This is a genomic window from Anaerolineae bacterium (assembly GCA_013178015.1).
Lineage (GTDB): Bacteria > Chloroflexota > Anaerolineae > DRVO01 > DRVO01 > Ch71.
Genome location: JABLXR010000030.1, coordinates 107,293 through 123,235 on the forward strand (window position 1 = coordinate 107,293; position 15,943 = coordinate 123,235).

The following is a 15,943-nucleotide window of genomic DNA, read 5'->3' on the forward strand; positions in this document are numbered from 1 at the left end:
GAGTGTCCAAGCAGGCAGCCTAGCCGGGCTCGCCCGCCAGGCCCAGATCGTCGGCGATGCCCTGCATAGCCTCGAGCACGACGGCTATGTGCTCGTTGAGTTCCACCCCCAGCTCGGCAGCGCCTTGCTCGATGTCCTGCCGGTTGATGGCGGCAGCGAAGGCTTTGTCCTTCCACTTGTTGCGCACGGACTTCACCTTGACGTCCATGATGGACTTAGAGGGGCGCACCAGGGCCACGGCCGAGATGAGCCCGGTAAGCTCGTCCACGGCGAAGAGGGCCTTGCGTAGCAGGGTGTCCCGGGGAACGCCAGCGTACTGAGCGTGGGAGAGGACATCCTGGACGACCTCCTCCGGGTAGCCGCGTTCGCGCAGGATGCGGGCCCCGGCGAAGCAGTGCCACCTTTCCTGCGGCAGGTCGCCGCCCATCTCCGGGTGCTGCTCGAAGTCGAAGTCGTGGACCAGGCCGATAGCGCCCCAGTATTCCTCGTCCTCGCCGAACCGGCGAGCGTAAGCGCGCATAGCTGCCTCCACGGCGAGCATGTGCCGGCGCAGGCTAAGGCTTTGAATGTGCTCGGTCACCAGGCTCCAGGCCTCGTCACGGGTCATGTCTGCTGCTCCGCATGGGATAGGCTATTATGTTCGCCGCCCGCGGCCCGGGCAACCAGGGGAATGGAACGCTGATGGCGCTGATGGTACGCTGATTTACGCTGATAGATAAAGAGATGACATGGAAGGGTCAGCGGAGATCAGCGTCCCATCCTCGTCATCAGCGCCCTATGTCCGAGACGTCCATCAGGTACACTTGGCGCTCGCCTTCGTGGGCGGAGTCGAAGCAGACCTGGGTCCCGTCGCGGCTCCAGCGGGGGTGCAGGTCGGTACGGAACTCGCCGTCCAACTCCGGAGGAGCGTAGAAGCGGCCCACGTCCACGCGGGTGTTGCTCTCTGGATGGTAGAGCATGAGGGTGCGCTCGCGGGTCTCCCGGTCGGGGTAGGTGTCGTTGAGGATCCACTGCCGGTCGGGGCTGTAGGAGCAGTGGCCATCCTGAGGCAGTGTGTCGGCTCCTACCACCTCCACTTGGTCGGAACGGTCGCGGTAGAGGTGAAAGTGAGCCTCGCCCCGGTGGCGGGACCAGGCCAGGATGTGGTCGTCGTCGCGCCAGTCGAAGTGAGAGACGAGCCCCGAGCGCTCCAGTAGCACCAGGTCGCTGCCATCGGGGCGAGCGGTATAGAGTCGAGTCTGGCGGAAGGGGCCACCGCGGGGGTCGCGCCAGCGATGCAGGAAGAGGAAGCGGCTGCCGGAGGGGTTGAACTGGAGGTGGTTGAACCAGTGCTCGGCGCCATCCATGTCCGGCTCCGGCTCGATCTGGCTGATCTGCCGCAGACTGACGATCAGGCGCGACTCCCCGGACTCAAGGTCCATCCAGTAGATGCCGTCCTCAGCGGGAGCCCGGTCGCCGGCCCAGGGGTCGGGCACGCCGACGTAGCCGTAGCCGGGGCGGGTGCGGGCCACGCGGGAGAAGTTGAGCGTGACCGCCTGTCTGCCATCGGCGGAGAGGGCGTAGATGGGCCGGGGAAGCAGGCGGGACTCGCCGCTGTGGACGTCGAGGACGCAGGCGGCGTAGTGATCGCGCTGGCGGGTGTTGAACGCGATCAAGCGGTCGGGGGCCGACCCCAACCACTGGAGGTGAGTGCCCTGTTGCCAGTTCCAGGCGGTGGTCTCGGCCAAGGGGCGCCAGGCTCGGTCTCGCTCCAGGTCCACCATTCCGATGACGGCGATGTCTTCCGGCGTGGGAGGGCGGTGCATGAAGGCTACGCGCAGGGAGAGCAGGTAGCGTCCGGTGGCGTCCCAGGGGCACTTGTCATAGTAGCCGAAGAAGTGGTACAGGGGGCCCTGGGTGGCCCGCTGAGCGGGGCGGAGAGAGGTAAGGATGGGCATGGGTGCGCCTCCTGTGCGGGCATGACCGGACGCGGCTTCGCGCGGCACCCTCCTGCCCCTGGCCGGGTGCCACATGCGTAAGCGGGCGCAGTCAACCGGAGGGCCCACGGGAGACCGTCGGCGAGAGGTGCAGGACAAGACACCTTCTGCTGCCGGATCCGCCTCAAGTATAGCGCGGGCAAGGGGATCCCGCAGCTCGAGAGCCATCGAGCTCACCGCCTGGAGCGAGGGCGGCCGGCGGAGTATAGTATGACCCCGGACAGATGCGGACCGGGACAGCCGGTGCCCGCTCGTCAAGGTGGGTACCAGGGGAGGCAACGATGTTTCAGAGGGCCCTGCTCAGCGATTCCGATGTGCCAGTACTGGCGGACGCGGTCACGGAGATACTGGAACGCGTGGGGGTGCTGTGTCAGAACGACGAGATGATGGAGGCGCTGGAAGCGTGGGGCGCTACCGTGGACCGGGGGCGGCAGGAGGTGCGCTTCCCCCGTCGCCTGGTGGAGGAGTTCGCCTCGGGGCTCCGGGCGGAGTACGGCGGTCGCGACGAGGGGCAGCCCCGACTGAAGGCGCCGGAGCGCCCCGGCCTGGGCACCCAGGTGGCCCAGTTCTATCTCGATGACGAGACGGGGGAGCGCCGTGGGGGAACGCGCCAGGACCTGATCCGCCTGACCAAGTTCGGCGCCGTCTTGCACCCGGAGCACGCCGTGGGGCATTCGCTGCTGTTGCAGGACGTACCTCCCCTGGTGGAGCCCCTGGAAGCCGGCCTCATCCTGGCCGAGTACGCCCCCATCCCAGGGGAGCCCTTCGCCTGGGAGGCGCGGCAGGTGCCCTATCTGCTGGAGATGGGGCACGAGCTGGGGATAGAGAACTGGTTCACGCTAGGAGCCATCTGCTTCTCCCATCCGCTGCGCTTCGACAAGGACGTGACCGACCGGTTCGTGCTGATGGCCAGGCTGGGCCACCCGATCGGGCTGACGGGCATGCAGGTGGCGGGGGCCACCACGCCTGTCACCGTGGCCGGCTTCGTGGCCGTGAGTGCAGCCGAGTACGTGGCCACCTGGATCGCGGGGCGGGCTCTCAACCCGTCGGTGCCGCTGAGAGGCAGCATCTGGGCAGCCACTCTGGACATGCGCGGAGGCGACGCCAGTTACAGCGCTCCGGACGCCATGCTCCGCGCCTTCGCCCTCAACGAGTTCCTCCGGCGCTGGTGTGGGTTGGCGGTCTACATCGGAGGCGGGGAGTACGCCAGCGCCAAGGTGCCGGGCCTGTACGCCACCCTGGAGAAAGCCTACAAGGCCCTGACCATCGCGGCCTTCAGCGGCCACCACCCGCCGATCGGGCAGGGGATGGTGGAGACGGGCAAGAGCATCAGCCTGGTGCAGCTGCTGCTCGATTACGAGATGACTACTGCCCTAGAAAGCCTGACGCAGGAGTTCGAGGTCAACGCAGAGACCATCGGGATGGACACCATCCTCGCGGTAGGCTATGGCCTGCAGGGCAGCTACCTGACCACCGAGCACACTCTCAGGCATTACCGGGCCAACACCTGGATGCCTCGCTTCGCCGATCGCAGCGGCTATCAGGGCAGCAAGACGGAGGAAGAGGCCCTGGCCAAGGCGCGGGCGCGGATACAGGAGCTGCTGTCGCAGTATCGCAAGCCGGAACGCGACCCGGCGGTCTTGGAACGGATGCGCGCCGTGGCGGAGCGGGCACGGCGGGAGCTGCTATAGACCGTGGTCACGGACCTGGGAGTGGACCTGCCCGACCCGACCCCCGGCGCACAGGAGCGTCCGGATATGGAGGTACGGGCGCGTGAAGGCAGGAAGAGCCTGCGGCTGCTGCCGCCCGCTGGCCGGCCGGACAGGGGGAAGAAGGCGAAGCGCAAGCAGGCGAAAAAGTCACGGCGCCGCAACCGCTAGCGGCTTGCCCGGGATACGCCTCTGGCGATTTCCCTGCCGCGGAACTGCCGCACCTGCAGGGCCGGCGGAAGCTCTGCGTCGGAGCCGGTGGCACGCCGGGCGGCGGGCCGAGCGCCGGTATCGAGTCACCGCCAGCGGGGGCACGAGAAATGGCGCTATGTACCGCGAGTCCTGAACGCGCTGGGGCGGTGGAGTGCCGGCAGACCTGGTGGGCTCGCCGCTTGCCACTGGCTGCTGGTTGTCTTACTCTTGTGGGGCAATGGGTAAGGTGCTGGCTGGGGGTGGCAAGATGCTGACAACCCTTTCCTCGAAGGGGCAGGTCGTAATACCGAAGGACATCAGGAAGGCCTTGAGGCTTAGCCCAAGGACCAGGTTCCACGTCAGGGTCGTTGACGGCAGTATCGTCCTGGACCCCATCGGCACCTCGGCGATTGACGCGGCCTGTGGCATGTTCCAGGGGGTGGACCTGCTGTCGGACCTGGAGGAGGAGCACCGCAGAGAGGTCGCCGCCGATGAGCAAGAGCCGCTTCATCCTTGACACCTGGGCGATCCTGGCGTTTCTCCAGTCCGAAGAGCCCGCCGTAGCTCGCGTCAGGGAGCTGCTGACAGATGCCGAAGCGGGCGTGGCCGACGCCTGCATGTCGCTCATCAGCCTGGGCGAGGCGTTCTACATCGTCGCCAGGCGGCGGGGACGCAAACAGGCGAGAGCCACCGTAGCCGCCATCCGCAGCCTTCCGATCGGCCTTCTGGACGTGGCCGAGGAGCCAGTGCTCGCCGCCGCAGAAGTGAAGTCCAGGTACGCCATCTCCTATGCAGACGCCTTCGCGGTGGCAGCGGCGGCGGAGTTGGCGGGGACACTCGTCACCGGAGACCCGGAGATCGTGCGTTGGTGTCACGGGATCGTCGGGATCGAGCCTCTGCGCCGGGCGGGTCGGTAGCCCGCAGCGTGGCGTAACGGACAGCCATTCGCCGGCGCACGCTGTGCCGGGGCCGGCCGCCTGCCTACAGCGTCTCCAACTGGAAGATGCGCTGCTTGTCCGGTTCGGTACGGGTGCTGAGCGCGAGCACCTCAATGCCGACGAGGCACCCTTCCTCGTCGAAATCGAGGATCACGCCCGACTCGAAGATCGGTGCCTCATCCAGGCGGAGGTAGAGGGTATCACTCTCCCTGTCTGTCTTTGGCTTCACAGCTCTCTCCGTAGCCTCCGGCCGCAGGGGAACGGTTCGCTGCGAAAGGGCCACGGTCACGGAAGCAGGCAACGCATCTGCATGACGCGGCATCATACGTCACTGCACGGCTCCACAGCCATACGCCTGCTCGAACAGAAGGCTGAGGAGAGCCGTCGGCACAGTCTGGGCCCGGCGCTACTGCTTCAGCGGCCAGCGGGTGCGGTAGTAGGCGCTGCCCCAGTTCGCATCCTCTTTGAGCAGGAAGCAGCCGCCCCCGCGGAAGCGCCCTCCCGCCTCCAAGTGGGCGGCGAAGGCCCGCTGCATGGTGGTGCGGCGGGGCAGCCGAGCCAGATCCTCGGGGGACACGGTGCCGTCCCTCTCCTCGAAGCCGTAGCCGAAGACCCGGTGGATGAGCCCGCCCCCTCGGGGGATGGGGAAGAGGTACACCTCCCGCTGGAAGCGCACCAGATTGGACGAGGGGGGGAGCAAGTCGGGGAACTGGGAGTCCAGGATCCAGGAGTGGCAGGCGAAGCCCACGAAGGGCTTGTCGGGGAAGTGCCGGGGGAAGAAGTCCAGCGCTTGCCGGATCGAATCCCCGCAGCGGTCGAAGTCCATGGGCTCGCCGGCGGGAATGTGGATGTCGAGCACGGGGTGGCCGGGTGCCAGGGCCAGGGCCCACTCGGCCTCGGGCAGGGACACCGGCTCCGGCAGAGCGTACCCCCAGGGCGAGATGGGGTACCCGATGACCTCGCCCGCCCTCACTTCTAGGGTGGTGGTCCAGCGACCCTCCGGGTCGTACACGCCGGCGGAGCCGTCCCGCTGCCCGTCGGAGCGGTAGGTGAGGCCGGGCTCGGACAGGGCGACGACGGCGCCGGTCTGCTGGTGTCGGTAGGCCCGCAGGGGGCTGCGGAACTCGGAGGGCACGAACTGCAGCCGCCCCAGCCGATAGAGCTGACCCCACCAGTGAAGCAGGAGCCAGCCGAGGATGCCGGTGCCGATCCCCCAGCGCCCATGTTCCAGGCGGTAATCGCCCGTCTCCAGGTGCAGCTTGAGGTCCAGCACGGTAGCGCGGACGACCTCGGCGGGGATGCCGCGAGCGCGGTGAACTTCCTGCATGGCGGGCGTGCCCGACAGGAGCAGCAGCAGGTTGAACAGCCCGGCGTCGGCGCCCAGGGCCTGGGTGAGGAGGGGCCAGTCGCGAGGGTTGGGTCTGGTTTCGCCGGGGGCGAAGAGGCGGCAGTGGCAGTACCAGGCCAAGGCACGCAGGGCGGGCTGGGCGGCGATGCGGCCGGCGGCGGCCTGGGCCAGGTGGGTGACCTCGGGGGGCAGGTAGGCCTGCTCGCAGGCCCAGCGCACGTAGTCCGGCTCGAGGAAGGGGATCGTCTCCGGCAGGCGGGCGGTGATGCGGTCCCACCCGGGGGCGAGGGCCTCCTCCCAGTCGGCGATGCCCAGGGAGTGGAGGACGTGACGCCGGTTCACGCCGGCGCCCCCGTGCCGCGCTGGCGGGCGTTGATGCAGGTGGCGGCGCTGCCCCGGCGGGGGAGGACGGCAGGCGATAGCGAGGCGAATTCGGTCATGGCGTGGTGTTCCCGAAGAGTGGCGTGCTGGGGGGAATGGTACCCCGGAGGAGGGCGGCGGGCCAGTGGGGCCGGGGCAGGAGAAACCCCTCTCCTGAGAGGAGAGGGGTCAGGGGTGAGGTTGGTCCAGAAGCAGACGGAGGCGCTAGCGCCAGCCGCGACCGCCGCCGCGGCCTCCACCACCACCGCCGCGCTCGGGGCGGGGACGGGCCTCATTCACGGTCAGGTTGCGGTTGTTGAACGGCTGGCCGTTCAGCCCCTGGATGGCGGCCTGGGCTTCGTTGTTGTTGGGCATCTCCACGAAAGCGAAGCCCTTGGACTGCCCCGTGTCCCGGTCCCGTATCATCTGGACCGACTCCACTTCGCCGTAACCCTCGAACAGCTCCCGGAGATCCGACTCGGCGGCAGTGTACGGCAGGTTCCCTACGTAGATCCTCATGTCACCCTCTCTCAACCAGATTCGAGACCGGCGGCCTGACCTGTGCCGGCGTGTACTGACACTCGATACGGGCCGCTCTCGCTCGAACCCTTCGCAAGTGACACTACCGACCTCGCCCTACCGTCACGCAGGGCGCCACCCGGCACCTTGTAGTGATCATAGCACGAATGGGGGCGGTTTGCTAGTGGGTAAGGCAGGTTTTACGCTAAGTTGATGGGGGTATCCTCAAGGGGAGGTCGCCGCCTGCCGACAGACAGGTGTGGCGGGCCGGAGGGGAGCGGCGGGGGAAGGGACCTGATGAGAGAGCGACTTCAGCCGACGTGTGCCACGAACTCCCTGCCGTCGCCGGTGCTCTGGCCCGCCCGTCTGGCATTCACGGTCACCTCTCCGCAGTCGCACCGCCGTAGCTGCGGGCCCGGCAGGGGCGCGGCCTTGCCGGGCATGCATCGCCGCCGGCGAGCCTGTACCTCTCGGCGGCGCGTGGGGCAGTGGAGGCAGAAGTCTTGCCGGCCGACGGTGTCTTGAGTGATCAGGGAGGAGGCATGAGGAGGGCAGCGACTGCGCCGGCAAGTGCGCGCGTGTGGCTCTTTCTGGAGTCCCGCCTCACGCTCGATCTGCTATGGACTCTGGTTGTTCCAGTGGCTCTGCTTGTGAGCCTGAACCTGAAGGTTGTCCACCCGAACGACTTCTGGTGGCACCTTCGCATGGGTGAGATCGTGTTGGAGGAAGGCCGAGTTCCCACCACCGATCGCTTCTCGTTCACTCACCATGGCGAGGCCTGGGTGGACCAGAATTGGCTCATGCAGGTGTTCATGTTTGCGGTGTACCGGCTGGGGGGCCTACCGCTCAACATCGCCGCGCACGCCCTGATGGTGACGGCGGGGTACTGCTGGCTGCTCGTTGCTCTCAAGCGGGAATACGGCCTGCGGCCGGCGGCTCTGGCTACGTTCATGGGGGCGGTAGTGGGATTGCCCAGCTGGGCGGTGAGGCCGCAGGGGTTCTCCTTTCTCGCCTTCGGTGCGCTCATGAGCCTGGCGGCGGGGCACCGCCGAGGCCACCGGCGGCTGCTGTGGCTGGCGGTGCCCTTGATCGCGCTGTGGTCGAACTGCCACGGGGTGTTCCTGTACGGGCTGCTTGTGCTGGGCTTGTACTGCCTGTCCCTGGTTGCGACCGCTCTGAGGAGAGCGGGGGGAATGCGCGAGGCGCTGCCGTGGCAGGTCGTCGGTGTGGTGGTGTTGTCGGTTCTGGCTTTGGTTCTCAATCCTCTTGGGCCGCGAGGCGCTATCGAGTACGTGGCTGGCTTCCTCGACCCAGGAGATGTTACTACCCGGCTCACCAGTGAGTGGCAGCCTCTGACGGTAAGGACGCCCTCCGGGGCGCTGTTCTTCGTCTCGGTGGGCCTGTTGCTGTTGCTGTTAACCAGGTCGCGGTTCCGGCCTGCGCTCGACCAGGGGCTAAGCCTACTGGTCTTCGGCGGACTTGCCCTCTGGGCGCAGCGCAACGGGGCCTGGTACGGGTTCGTTATGGCGCCCGTGGTGGCCGCATGCCTGGCACGACTGTGGTGGCGGAGGCCTGTCCGAGCCAAGGGTAGGGTGTGGGCGAACGGCCTGCTCACAGCGGCGCTCCTGGCCGGAGTGGCGCTCTCGTGGCCGGGCTGGCGAGCGCGAGTCATGCCGGAGGGCAGACGCGACCTGCTCACACCGGGAACGCCGACGGCGGCGGTAGAATTCCTTTGCGAAGTGGCTCCTGAAGGCACGCGCGTCTTCGCCGAGCAGGGGTTCGCCTCCTATCTCATCTGGGCCTGCCCCGGGCGTCCGGTGTTCGTCGATACCCGCATAGACCTCTACCTAGAGGATGACTGGGCCGAGTACCATGCCATATCCGGCGCGCGTTTTGACTGGGAGGAGCTGGTGGGGAGACACAGCATTGGCGTTCTACTTCTCCGACTGGGGACCCAACAGCACCTGGTGCGCGCGGCCTCTGCCTCGGCCAACTGGGCCGAGCTGTACCGCGACGACAGAGCAGCGGTGTTCGCGCGGGCCGAGGCGGGTACGGAGTGAACCCAGGTGCGAGCCATGCCATGCCGCTCGGCGGCCGGACTGGTTGCTGGCTCAGGACGCGGTGCGAGCCGGGGCGCCTGGCTTCCGCCCGCCCGGGGGCGCGGTAGGCCCAGGTAGCCGGCTGGGGTGGGCCTCCGATCTCTCTCGTCGCCACTCCAGAATGCTGCTATAACCGATTTCTAACGTTTTGGCTGCCCGATTCTAATGCTTTTGCCCCTATAATGGCGCCATAAGCGAGGCCGCAGCCGACCCGGCGGGGGCCGGCGAAGGGCCAAGAAGACCGAAGCCCAAAAGGGGCAAGATACACGGAGGAGGACGGAAATGGCAATGTGGATCAGCTACGTGAAGGCTTGGATCGAGGAGCAGAAGGGGCAGGATCTAGCCGAATATGCGTTACTGCTCGGCCTGATCGCAGTGGTTGTGATCGCGATAGTGGCAGCGCTAGGAGACCAGATCAGCTGGGTCTTCAACGAGATCAGCGCAACTCTGGCGGAGCATGGTATCGGCGGATAGGGCTCGCGTACACATACGGCGCGGATGCGCCGTCGCAAGACGGCTATGCAACGTAGGGGGGCGGGGTGGCGCAGTCTTCTCCGCCCTCTTCACCCTGTGACCGGACAAACAGACACTTCACACAGCGAGGGTGTAAGCAATGACCGCTGGGGTAGGGTGCTGGCGACGCGCTCTGAGCCGCGAGGAGGGTCAGGATTTGGCCGAGTATGGCCTCCTTCTGCTAGTGGTAACCGTCGCGGCTGTCGGCGCTGTCTCTCTGATTGGGCAGGACCTAAGTGCCTACTGGAGTTACCTGGTCAGTGTGTGGCCGTTCTAGGGTCGGCCGCGCGGGGAGGCGCAGCGTTGGGATGATGCCAAGGGAGGGGCAGCAAGGGCAGAACCTGGCAGAGTTGGCGCTCGTCCTTCCCCTCCTCATCCTCCTCTTCGTTGGCATCGCAGACTTGGGGCGGGCGTTCCATGCCTTCATCGTGGTGGAGAATGCGGCCCGGGAGGCGGCGCGGTACGGGGCCTCGTACCCGGACCGACTGCACGTGGAGGACGGCACCCCCAACGCGGAAGAACGTGCTGCCAACGAGGTCCTGGGGTCCGGGCTGGCTGTCGGCACGATCGAGTACTCCCAGCCCCCCGAGAACCCACCGGCGGGGCAGGTGTACGTCTATGTGACTCGGTCCGCGGATGGTGCGACGGTGACGGCGCGAGTGGCATATGCATTCCCCCTCATCACCGGGTTCCTCGGGATTGGACCTATCACCCTCACTGGCACCGCCGATATGATGGTCCTCTCCGGTTGACCGGGCTGGCGCCCGGAGCGGAGGTGGCGAAGGTTCTTCGCTGCTTGCGCTCTGCGCGACAAGCCACCCCGGGCGTGACAGCGATGGCACATTTGATGCATACTGCTCCTAGTCTTAGAATCCTGTTAGCGCTAGCCGATGATCGGTTCGAGCGGCGAGGTGGAGGTCGCCGGGCCGGAACCACATTCTCCCCGAAAGGCGCCAGGCCATGAGCAGTAGATCCCCACAGCGCGGCCAGACTCTGGTGGAGTTTGCCCTGGGGGCCATCCTCCTGTTCACCGTCGTCTTCGGCATCGTCGAGTTCGGCCGCGTGATCTACGCCTACAGCGTAGTGGCGAACTCCGCCCGCGAGGGCGCCCGCTTCGCCGCCGTCAACCCTACCGGCGACGTGGCCGGGGCGGCCCAGGCTCTGGCGGTCGGGGTGCCGATCTCCGTCGAGTACGTGCAACCGACACCGGCCGACCGCCAGGTGGTGGTCACGGTGACTCACCAGTTCCAGCCGGTGACTCCATTCGTTCCCAGCATGACGCTCAGGAGCACGGCGCGGCAGTATCTGGAAGTGCGCATAGTGGCTGGAGGCTGAAGTGCGAACCAGTAGAGGTCAGACTCTGGTGTTGGTGGCCTTGATGTTGGTGGTCCTGCTGGGCATGGTGGCTCTGGCCCTGGACGGCGGCCAAGTGTACCTCCAGCGGCGGCAGATGCAGACGGCCGCAGATGCAGCGGCGCTGGCGGCGGCCCGGACCATCTGTCTGGAGCCGGAGGCCGACTGGGTGGATGTCGGTAACGCCTACTGCCTGGCGAACGGGGCCGACAATGACGGCAGCGGCAATCCGTGCGCCGTGGGCCTGGGCAGCACGGAGCGCTCCGCTCAGGCTACTGCGCCCAAGACGGTGCTGACGTGGTTCGCCGGCATACTGGGCGCTCAGTTCTCCTCCATTGACGTAGGTGCCAACGCTGAGGCCCGGTGCTCCAACGTTGGGGCCGGAGAGAACTTGTTGCCCCTGGCGGTCCACGTCCCCCTGGGGGGGTGGGCCTATGAGGACGACGAGTTGCTGACGAACGTAGAGTGGGAGCTTTACGACAAGGAGAGCACCAAGTGGGAGAAGGACTGCTGCACCGTAGACGAAGTGACGGGGCAGTCGCGTATCTGCATCCCCGGTGTGGACCCCAAATGCCCGGATCAGTGCGATGACAAGAAAGGCTCCTTTGGGCTAATCGACTGGAACGCTGGCATCGGGACCTGTGAGCCGGGCACCAAATGCAACAACGTGACCGACTACATCAACAATCCCTGCTGTGCCGGGCTGGTCTACATCGGCCAGGAACTGATGGTGGAGCCGGGCGTGACGACCAGCATGCTAAAGGCGCTGGAGCAGTACTGCTACGTTCCCGGCGAGGAGAACACCGTCCTGGTGCCCCTGTACGAGGTCCGCACCCCGGGCCTCTGCGAAAGAGGGTCCGGAGGCAGCACGCAGACCTACACCGTGAAGGCCTTTGGGCGATTCCAGCTGACGGGCATCTGCTCCATCAACAGCAGCAACCGGTGCATCTACTCGGGCTCCCAGCTGGATTGCGGCCCCTCGGAGGTCAAGGTCAAGGGCATGTTCGTGGAGTGGATCAGCAGCGATCTGATCCCTTGGGACGACGCCCCGGACACGGGCGTCTATGTAGTTCAGCTGAGCAAGTGAGGCGGAGGTAGCGGGTAATGGCATCCAGACGTCGCGGATGGGTGTGGTTGCTGGTGGGGCTGGTGTTCGCGCTGCTGGCCGCCTTCGTGGCCATGGCGGTGGTGGAGCTGCGGGTGCAGCAGAGCACCACGGCGGCGGCGCCGTCCGAGCAGCGCCAGGCGACCCAGGCCGAGGCAGTGGCCCCCGTGGTGGTGGCCTTGGCCCACATCACCACCACCCGGGCCATAGAGGAGGCCCAGGTCAGCTTGCAGGAGTGGCCCGCCGACATCATCCCCGAGGGCGCCGCCACCTCCATTGACGACGTGGTGGGCAAGATCGCCATGGGCGACATCTACCCGGGCGAGGTGGTCATGTCCATGCGTCTGGCCGACCCCGACGTCACCACGGCCAACGTGGCCTTCACCATGGCCCGGGACAAGGTGATCTTCGCCCTGCCCCCGGACGACCTGATGAGCAATATCAACCTGCTCCAGCCGGGCGACCTGGTGGACATCCTGTTCACCCTCAAGCCGGAGCAGGAGGTCAAGGCCACCCCGGGGGCCCCGACGGAGGAGGGCCGACCGGAGGCGCTGGGCGACCCCATGTTCACCACGGACGTGATCCAGGGGCAGAAGATCACCGCCATCGTGGTGCGCATGCCGGAGACGACGGCGCAGCGGACGGCGGAGGGGGCGGCGGTGCAGCCGACGGCGGTGCCCCAGCCGCGGGCCATCCTGCTGGCGATGGCTCCCCAGGACGCTCTGATCCTCAAGTACTTCCGCGATGCGGGCGGGGTGATGGACATCGTCCTGCGGCATCGCACCAACGAGGAGCTCATCGAGGTCGAGCCGGTCAACTACGACTACGTCAAAGACAAGTACGGGCTCCCGGTGCAGGAACTGCTGCCGGTGCGGTAGGGAGTCTCACCGCAGAGATCGCAGAGATCGCAGAGAAGACGCAGAGGAATATCACCGCAGAGATCGCAGAGAACGCAGAGAAGACGCAGAGGAAAGACAAGGGTACATAGAGGGTGGAGAAGAGGGAGTCCTGGGGAGCACGAGAGAGACTGGAGCAGATAGACAATCCATCCTTATCTCTGCGATCTCTGCGGTCTCTGCGGTGAAATCCCTGCGGTGAGATCACCGCAGAGATCGCAGAGAACGCAGAGAAGACGCAGAGGAAAGACAAGGGTACATAGAGGGTGGAGAAGAGGGAGTCCTGGGGAGCACGAGAGAGACTGGAACAGATAGACAATCCATCCTTATCTCTGCGGTCTCTGCGGTCTCTGCGGTGAGATGCCTTAACGAACTGACGAGAGAGGTGATCGGCGCGGCGGTGGAGGTGCACCGGGCGCTGGGGCCGGGGCTGCTGGAGTCGGCGTACGAGGCCTGCCTGGCCTACGAGCTGGGGCAGCGAGGGCTCAGGTTCGAGCAGCAGAAGCCGATACCTCTAGTGTACCACCAGGTGGAGCTGGACTGCGGTTACCGGCTGGACCTGCTGGTGGAGGACGCGGTGGTGGTGGAGGTGAAAGCGGTGGAGGGGCTGCTGCCCATCCACACCGCTCAGCTCCTCTCCTACCTCAAGCTGAGCGGCCTCCCGGTGGGGCTGCTCATCAACTTCAACACCCGCGTCCTCAAGGACGGCCTCCGCCGCCTAGTCAACAACTACCCGGAGGGGGAGGTTCACCGCAGAGGCCGCTGAGAGAGGGATTTCACCGCAGAGATCGCAGAGAACGCAGAGAAGACGCAGAGGACAGATAATGAAGGGACGGGGAGTAGGAACAGTGTTGATGGGGCGAGAGACGCTCGAGCAGATGTCCAACCACCCCTTCCTTTCTCTGCGTTTCCTCTGCGGTCTCTGCGATCTCTGCGGTGAAACTCTTCCCCCGGATGAGGTGAGGAGATAGTGCAGAGAGACCGACCGAGGCAGGTGATAGTCCTTACGCGGGACGAGGAGTTGCAGAAGCGGGTGGCAGCGGCGCTGGGCACCGCGCCCGGGTACCACCTCCTCCAGCGCGTCTCCAACATCGAGGCCATCTACAGCCTCGGGGTGCAGGGCGCCCTGGACCTGATCCTGCTGGACTACCGCCTGCATCCGGAGGACCCCCTGGTCCCGGTGAAGGACTTGCACCAGCGACTGGCCGAGGTACCCCTCACCGTGCTGGCCGATCCCCAGGAGGCGGACTACATTCGGCGCGCCCTCCTGGCCGGGGCCAAAGCCTTCCTGCCCCTGCAGTTCGCCCCCGAGAGCCTCACCCAGACCATTGACGACCTCACGCTGGGTGGGATGCGGGGGCCGGGCGGGCGGGCACCGGGCCGGCTGCTCACCGTGTTCAGCCTCAAGGGGGGCGTGGGCCGCACTTTGGTGGCCAGCAACCTGGCCGTGGCCATGCGGGAGGAGAGCAAGGCGCCGGTGGTGCTGGTGGACGGGCAGGCGGCCTACGGGGACGTGGAGATCGCCCTCAACCTCAAGCCTCAGCATACGGTAGCCGAGCTGGTGGCCCAGGTGGAGACGCTGGAGCCGGAGGTACTGGATCACGCCCTGGTGCGGCATGCCTCGGGGCTGCGAGTGTTGGCGTCGCCTGGGGGCACCGCTGCCGCCGATCGGGTGCAGCCGCGGCATCTGAGCGCCATACTGCGGGTGCTGCGGGGTTACTACCCCTGGGTGGTGGTGGACGGCGGGTACTGGATGGACCCGCGCACGGAGCCGGTGCTGGAGGCGAGCGACGTCATCCTGCTGCTGACTACACCCGAGATGACCGCCCTGCGGGCCACTCGGGTGTTCCTGCAGATGGCGCGGGAGCAGCATTACCCCGATGACAAGGTGCGGCTGGTGATCAACCGCTACGACATGACCGCCGGCATCCCGGAGAAGCAAGTGCGGCGGCTGTTGGGGCTGGAGCCATTTGCCCTCCTGGCCGACGATCCGGCGCTGGTGGCTTACTCCCTCAACCGGGGGGTGCCCCTGGTGCAGAGCCACGGCCGCAAGCCGCTGGCGCGGGTACTGCGGCAGATGGCCCACGAGCTGGTGGCCGAGGCGACACCCCGGGCGGCGTCGGCACGAGGTGGGCTCCTCGGGTTGGGGAGGAGCGGGTGATGGCTTCCCTCCTGGGGCCGGTGCTGTTAGCCCTCCTGGGCGATGCCCTGGCGGCCGTGGTGAACTGGGCGGCGGACGTGCTGCCGCCGGGTGACCTCACCCCCGACCCCTCTCCTGAGAGGAGAGGGGAGGCAGATCCGGCTCCCCCTTCCTTCTCAGCGAAGGGGGCTGGGATTCTAGGTTCGCCGGGCGCCCTCCGGGCTGACCGACGGCTACTGGTAGTAGCCGTGGGCCTGGTTGGCGGGGCACTCGCGGGCCACTACCTGGGCCCCACCTGGACGGCGGTGTGGCTGGTGGGGTGGGGGGCGCTCCTGCTGCTGGTGGCGGTGATTGACTTCGAGCACCGATTGGTGCTGAACCGGGTGCTGCTGGCGGCCGGTGCCGTCGCCCTGGCGGCCAGCGCACTGGGAGTGCCGCAGGCGGCGCCGCTAAGGCAGGCGGTGCTGGGCGGGGCCCTGGGATTCGTCGGCTTCCTGGCCATCGCCGCCCTGGGGCGGGGGGCCATGGGCGCCGGCGACGTCAAGCTGGCCGGATTCATCGGCCTGCTCGTGGGATACCCGGCGGTGTTGAACGCCCTATTCGCCGGGATCGTGTTCGGTGGGCTGGCGGCTCTGGCTGCCATCCTGATGGGGCGGGGGCGCAAGTCCACCATCCCCTATGCTCCCTGGCTGGCCCTGGGGGCGATGGTGGCGTTGGTACAGATGGCAGGGTGAGGCGTGAGGCGTGATACGTGATGCGTGATACGTGACGCGTGATGCGTGACTCGTGAGGCGT

The 15,943-nt window shown here is 66.9% G+C and carries 18 protein-coding genes; 13 read left to right on the forward strand and 5 right to left on the reverse strand.

The genetic code is table 11. The features are described from left to right. Positions 1–19 precede the first annotated feature (19 nt). Both HPY83_12580 and HPY83_12585 read right to left on the reverse strand, forming a co-directional pair. On the reverse strand, positions 20–607 hold the full coding sequence (locus HPY83_12580; GenBank protein NPV08781.1) for an HDIG domain-containing protein: 588 nt from the start codon (positions 605–607) through the stop codon (positions 20–22). Positions 608–767: 160 nt separating this feature from the next. After that, positions 768–1,937, reverse strand: coding sequence for a hypothetical protein (locus tag HPY83_12585; protein NPV08782.1), 1,170 nt, complete (start codon positions 1,935–1,937; stop codon positions 768–770). A 320-nt stretch (positions 1,938–2,257) separates the two neighbouring features. On the opposite strand from HPY83_12585, the gene HPY83_12590 reads away from it, so the two are divergent. The 3 genes from HPY83_12590 (at position 2,258) to HPY83_12600 (ending at position 4,794) form a co-directional block, all read left to right on the forward strand. Further along, a complete protein-coding gene (locus HPY83_12590; GenBank protein NPV08783.1) occupies positions 2,258–3,667 on the forward strand; it encodes a hypothetical protein in 1,410 nt (469 codons plus the stop codon). 448 nt (positions 3,668–4,115) lie between these two features. Beyond that, positions 4,116–4,394, forward strand: a complete 279-nt coding sequence (locus tag HPY83_12595; GenBank protein NPV08784.1) for an AbrB/MazE/SpoVT family DNA-binding domain-containing protein — start codon at positions 4,116–4,118, stop codon at positions 4,392–4,394. After that, positions 4,369–4,794 carry a type II toxin-antitoxin system VapC family toxin gene (locus HPY83_12600; GenBank protein NPV08785.1) on the forward strand — a complete coding sequence of 142 codons (426 nt, stop codon included), beginning with the start codon at positions 4,369–4,371 and terminating at the stop codon, positions 4,792–4,794. The genes HPY83_12595 and HPY83_12600 overlap by 26 nt, the downstream gene beginning before the upstream one ends. Positions 4,795–4,858: 64 nt before the next feature. Here the strand turns inward: HPY83_12600 and HPY83_12605 are convergent, their stop codons facing one another. The 3 genes from HPY83_12605 to HPY83_12615 form a co-directional block, all read right to left on the reverse strand. Further along, positions 4,859–5,044 carry a DUF2283 domain-containing protein gene (locus HPY83_12605; GenBank protein ID NPV08786.1) on the reverse strand — a complete coding sequence of 62 codons (186 nt, stop codon included), beginning with the start codon at positions 5,042–5,044 and terminating at the stop codon, positions 4,859–4,861. Positions 5,045–5,221: 177 nt separating this feature from the next. Then, positions 5,222–6,505 (reverse strand): DUF5596 domain-containing protein, encoded by a 1,284-nt coding sequence (locus HPY83_12610; protein NPV08787.1) that lies wholly within the window; start codon positions 6,503–6,505, stop codon positions 5,222–5,224. A gap of 243 nt (positions 6,506–6,748) precedes the next feature. Continuing rightward, positions 6,749–7,042: an RNA-binding protein gene (locus HPY83_12615; GenBank protein ID NPV08788.1), complete on the reverse strand. Its 294-nt coding sequence runs from the start codon at positions 7,040–7,042 to the stop codon at positions 6,749–6,751. A gap of 542 nt (positions 7,043–7,584) precedes the next feature. Between HPY83_12615 and HPY83_12620 the strand changes: the two genes are divergently transcribed. From HPY83_12620 to HPY83_12665, 10 genes are all read left to right on the forward strand, one after another. Then, positions 7,585–9,102, forward strand: a complete 1,518-nt coding sequence (locus HPY83_12620) for a hypothetical protein (protein NPV08789.1) — start codon at positions 7,585–7,587, stop codon at positions 9,100–9,102. A 327-nt stretch (positions 9,103–9,429) separates the two neighbouring features. Then, the gene (locus HPY83_12625) at positions 9,430–9,615 is read left to right on the forward strand and encodes a Flp family type IVb pilin (GenBank protein NPV08790.1); all 186 of its coding nucleotides are present in this window, start codon (positions 9,430–9,432) and stop codon (positions 9,613–9,615) included. A gap of 139 nt (positions 9,616–9,754) precedes the next feature. Next, positions 9,755–9,931, forward strand: a complete 177-nt coding sequence (locus HPY83_12630; protein ID NPV08791.1) for a Flp family type IVb pilin — start codon at positions 9,755–9,757, stop codon at positions 9,929–9,931. Positions 9,932–9,962: 31 nt separating this feature from the next. After that, positions 9,963–10,406 (forward strand): hypothetical protein, encoded by a 444-nt coding sequence (locus HPY83_12635; protein NPV08792.1) that lies wholly within the window; start codon positions 9,963–9,965, stop codon positions 10,404–10,406. Between the two features lie 208 nt (positions 10,407–10,614). Next, the gene (locus HPY83_12640; protein NPV08793.1) at positions 10,615–10,989 is read left to right on the forward strand and encodes a pilus assembly protein; all 375 of its coding nucleotides are present in this window, start codon (positions 10,615–10,617) and stop codon (positions 10,987–10,989) included. A gap of 43 nt (positions 10,990–11,032) precedes the next feature. Further along, on the forward strand, positions 11,033–12,094 hold the full coding sequence (locus tag HPY83_12645) for a Tad domain-containing protein (protein ID NPV08794.1): 1,062 nt from the start codon (positions 11,033–11,035) through the stop codon (positions 12,092–12,094). Positions 12,095–12,111: 17 nt separating this feature from the next. Then, a complete protein-coding gene (cpaB, locus tag HPY83_12650; GenBank protein NPV08795.1) occupies positions 12,112–12,990 on the forward strand; it encodes a Flp pilus assembly protein CpaB in 879 nt (292 codons plus the stop codon). 373 nt (positions 12,991–13,363) lie between these two features. Next, positions 13,364–13,774 carry a GxxExxY protein gene (locus tag HPY83_12655; protein ID NPV08796.1) on the forward strand — a complete coding sequence of 137 codons (411 nt, stop codon included), beginning with the start codon at positions 13,364–13,366 and terminating at the stop codon, positions 13,772–13,774. 204 nt (positions 13,775–13,978) lie between these two features. Continuing rightward, positions 13,979–15,169: a hypothetical protein gene (locus HPY83_12660; protein NPV08797.1), complete on the forward strand. Its 1,191-nt coding sequence runs from the start codon at positions 13,979–13,981 to the stop codon at positions 15,167–15,169. Beyond that, on the forward strand, positions 15,166–15,882 hold the full coding sequence (locus HPY83_12665; GenBank protein NPV08798.1) for a prepilin peptidase: 717 nt from the start codon (positions 15,166–15,168) through the stop codon (positions 15,880–15,882). The genes HPY83_12660 and HPY83_12665 overlap by 4 nt, the downstream gene beginning before the upstream one ends. Positions 15,883–15,943 lie beyond the last annotated feature (61 nt).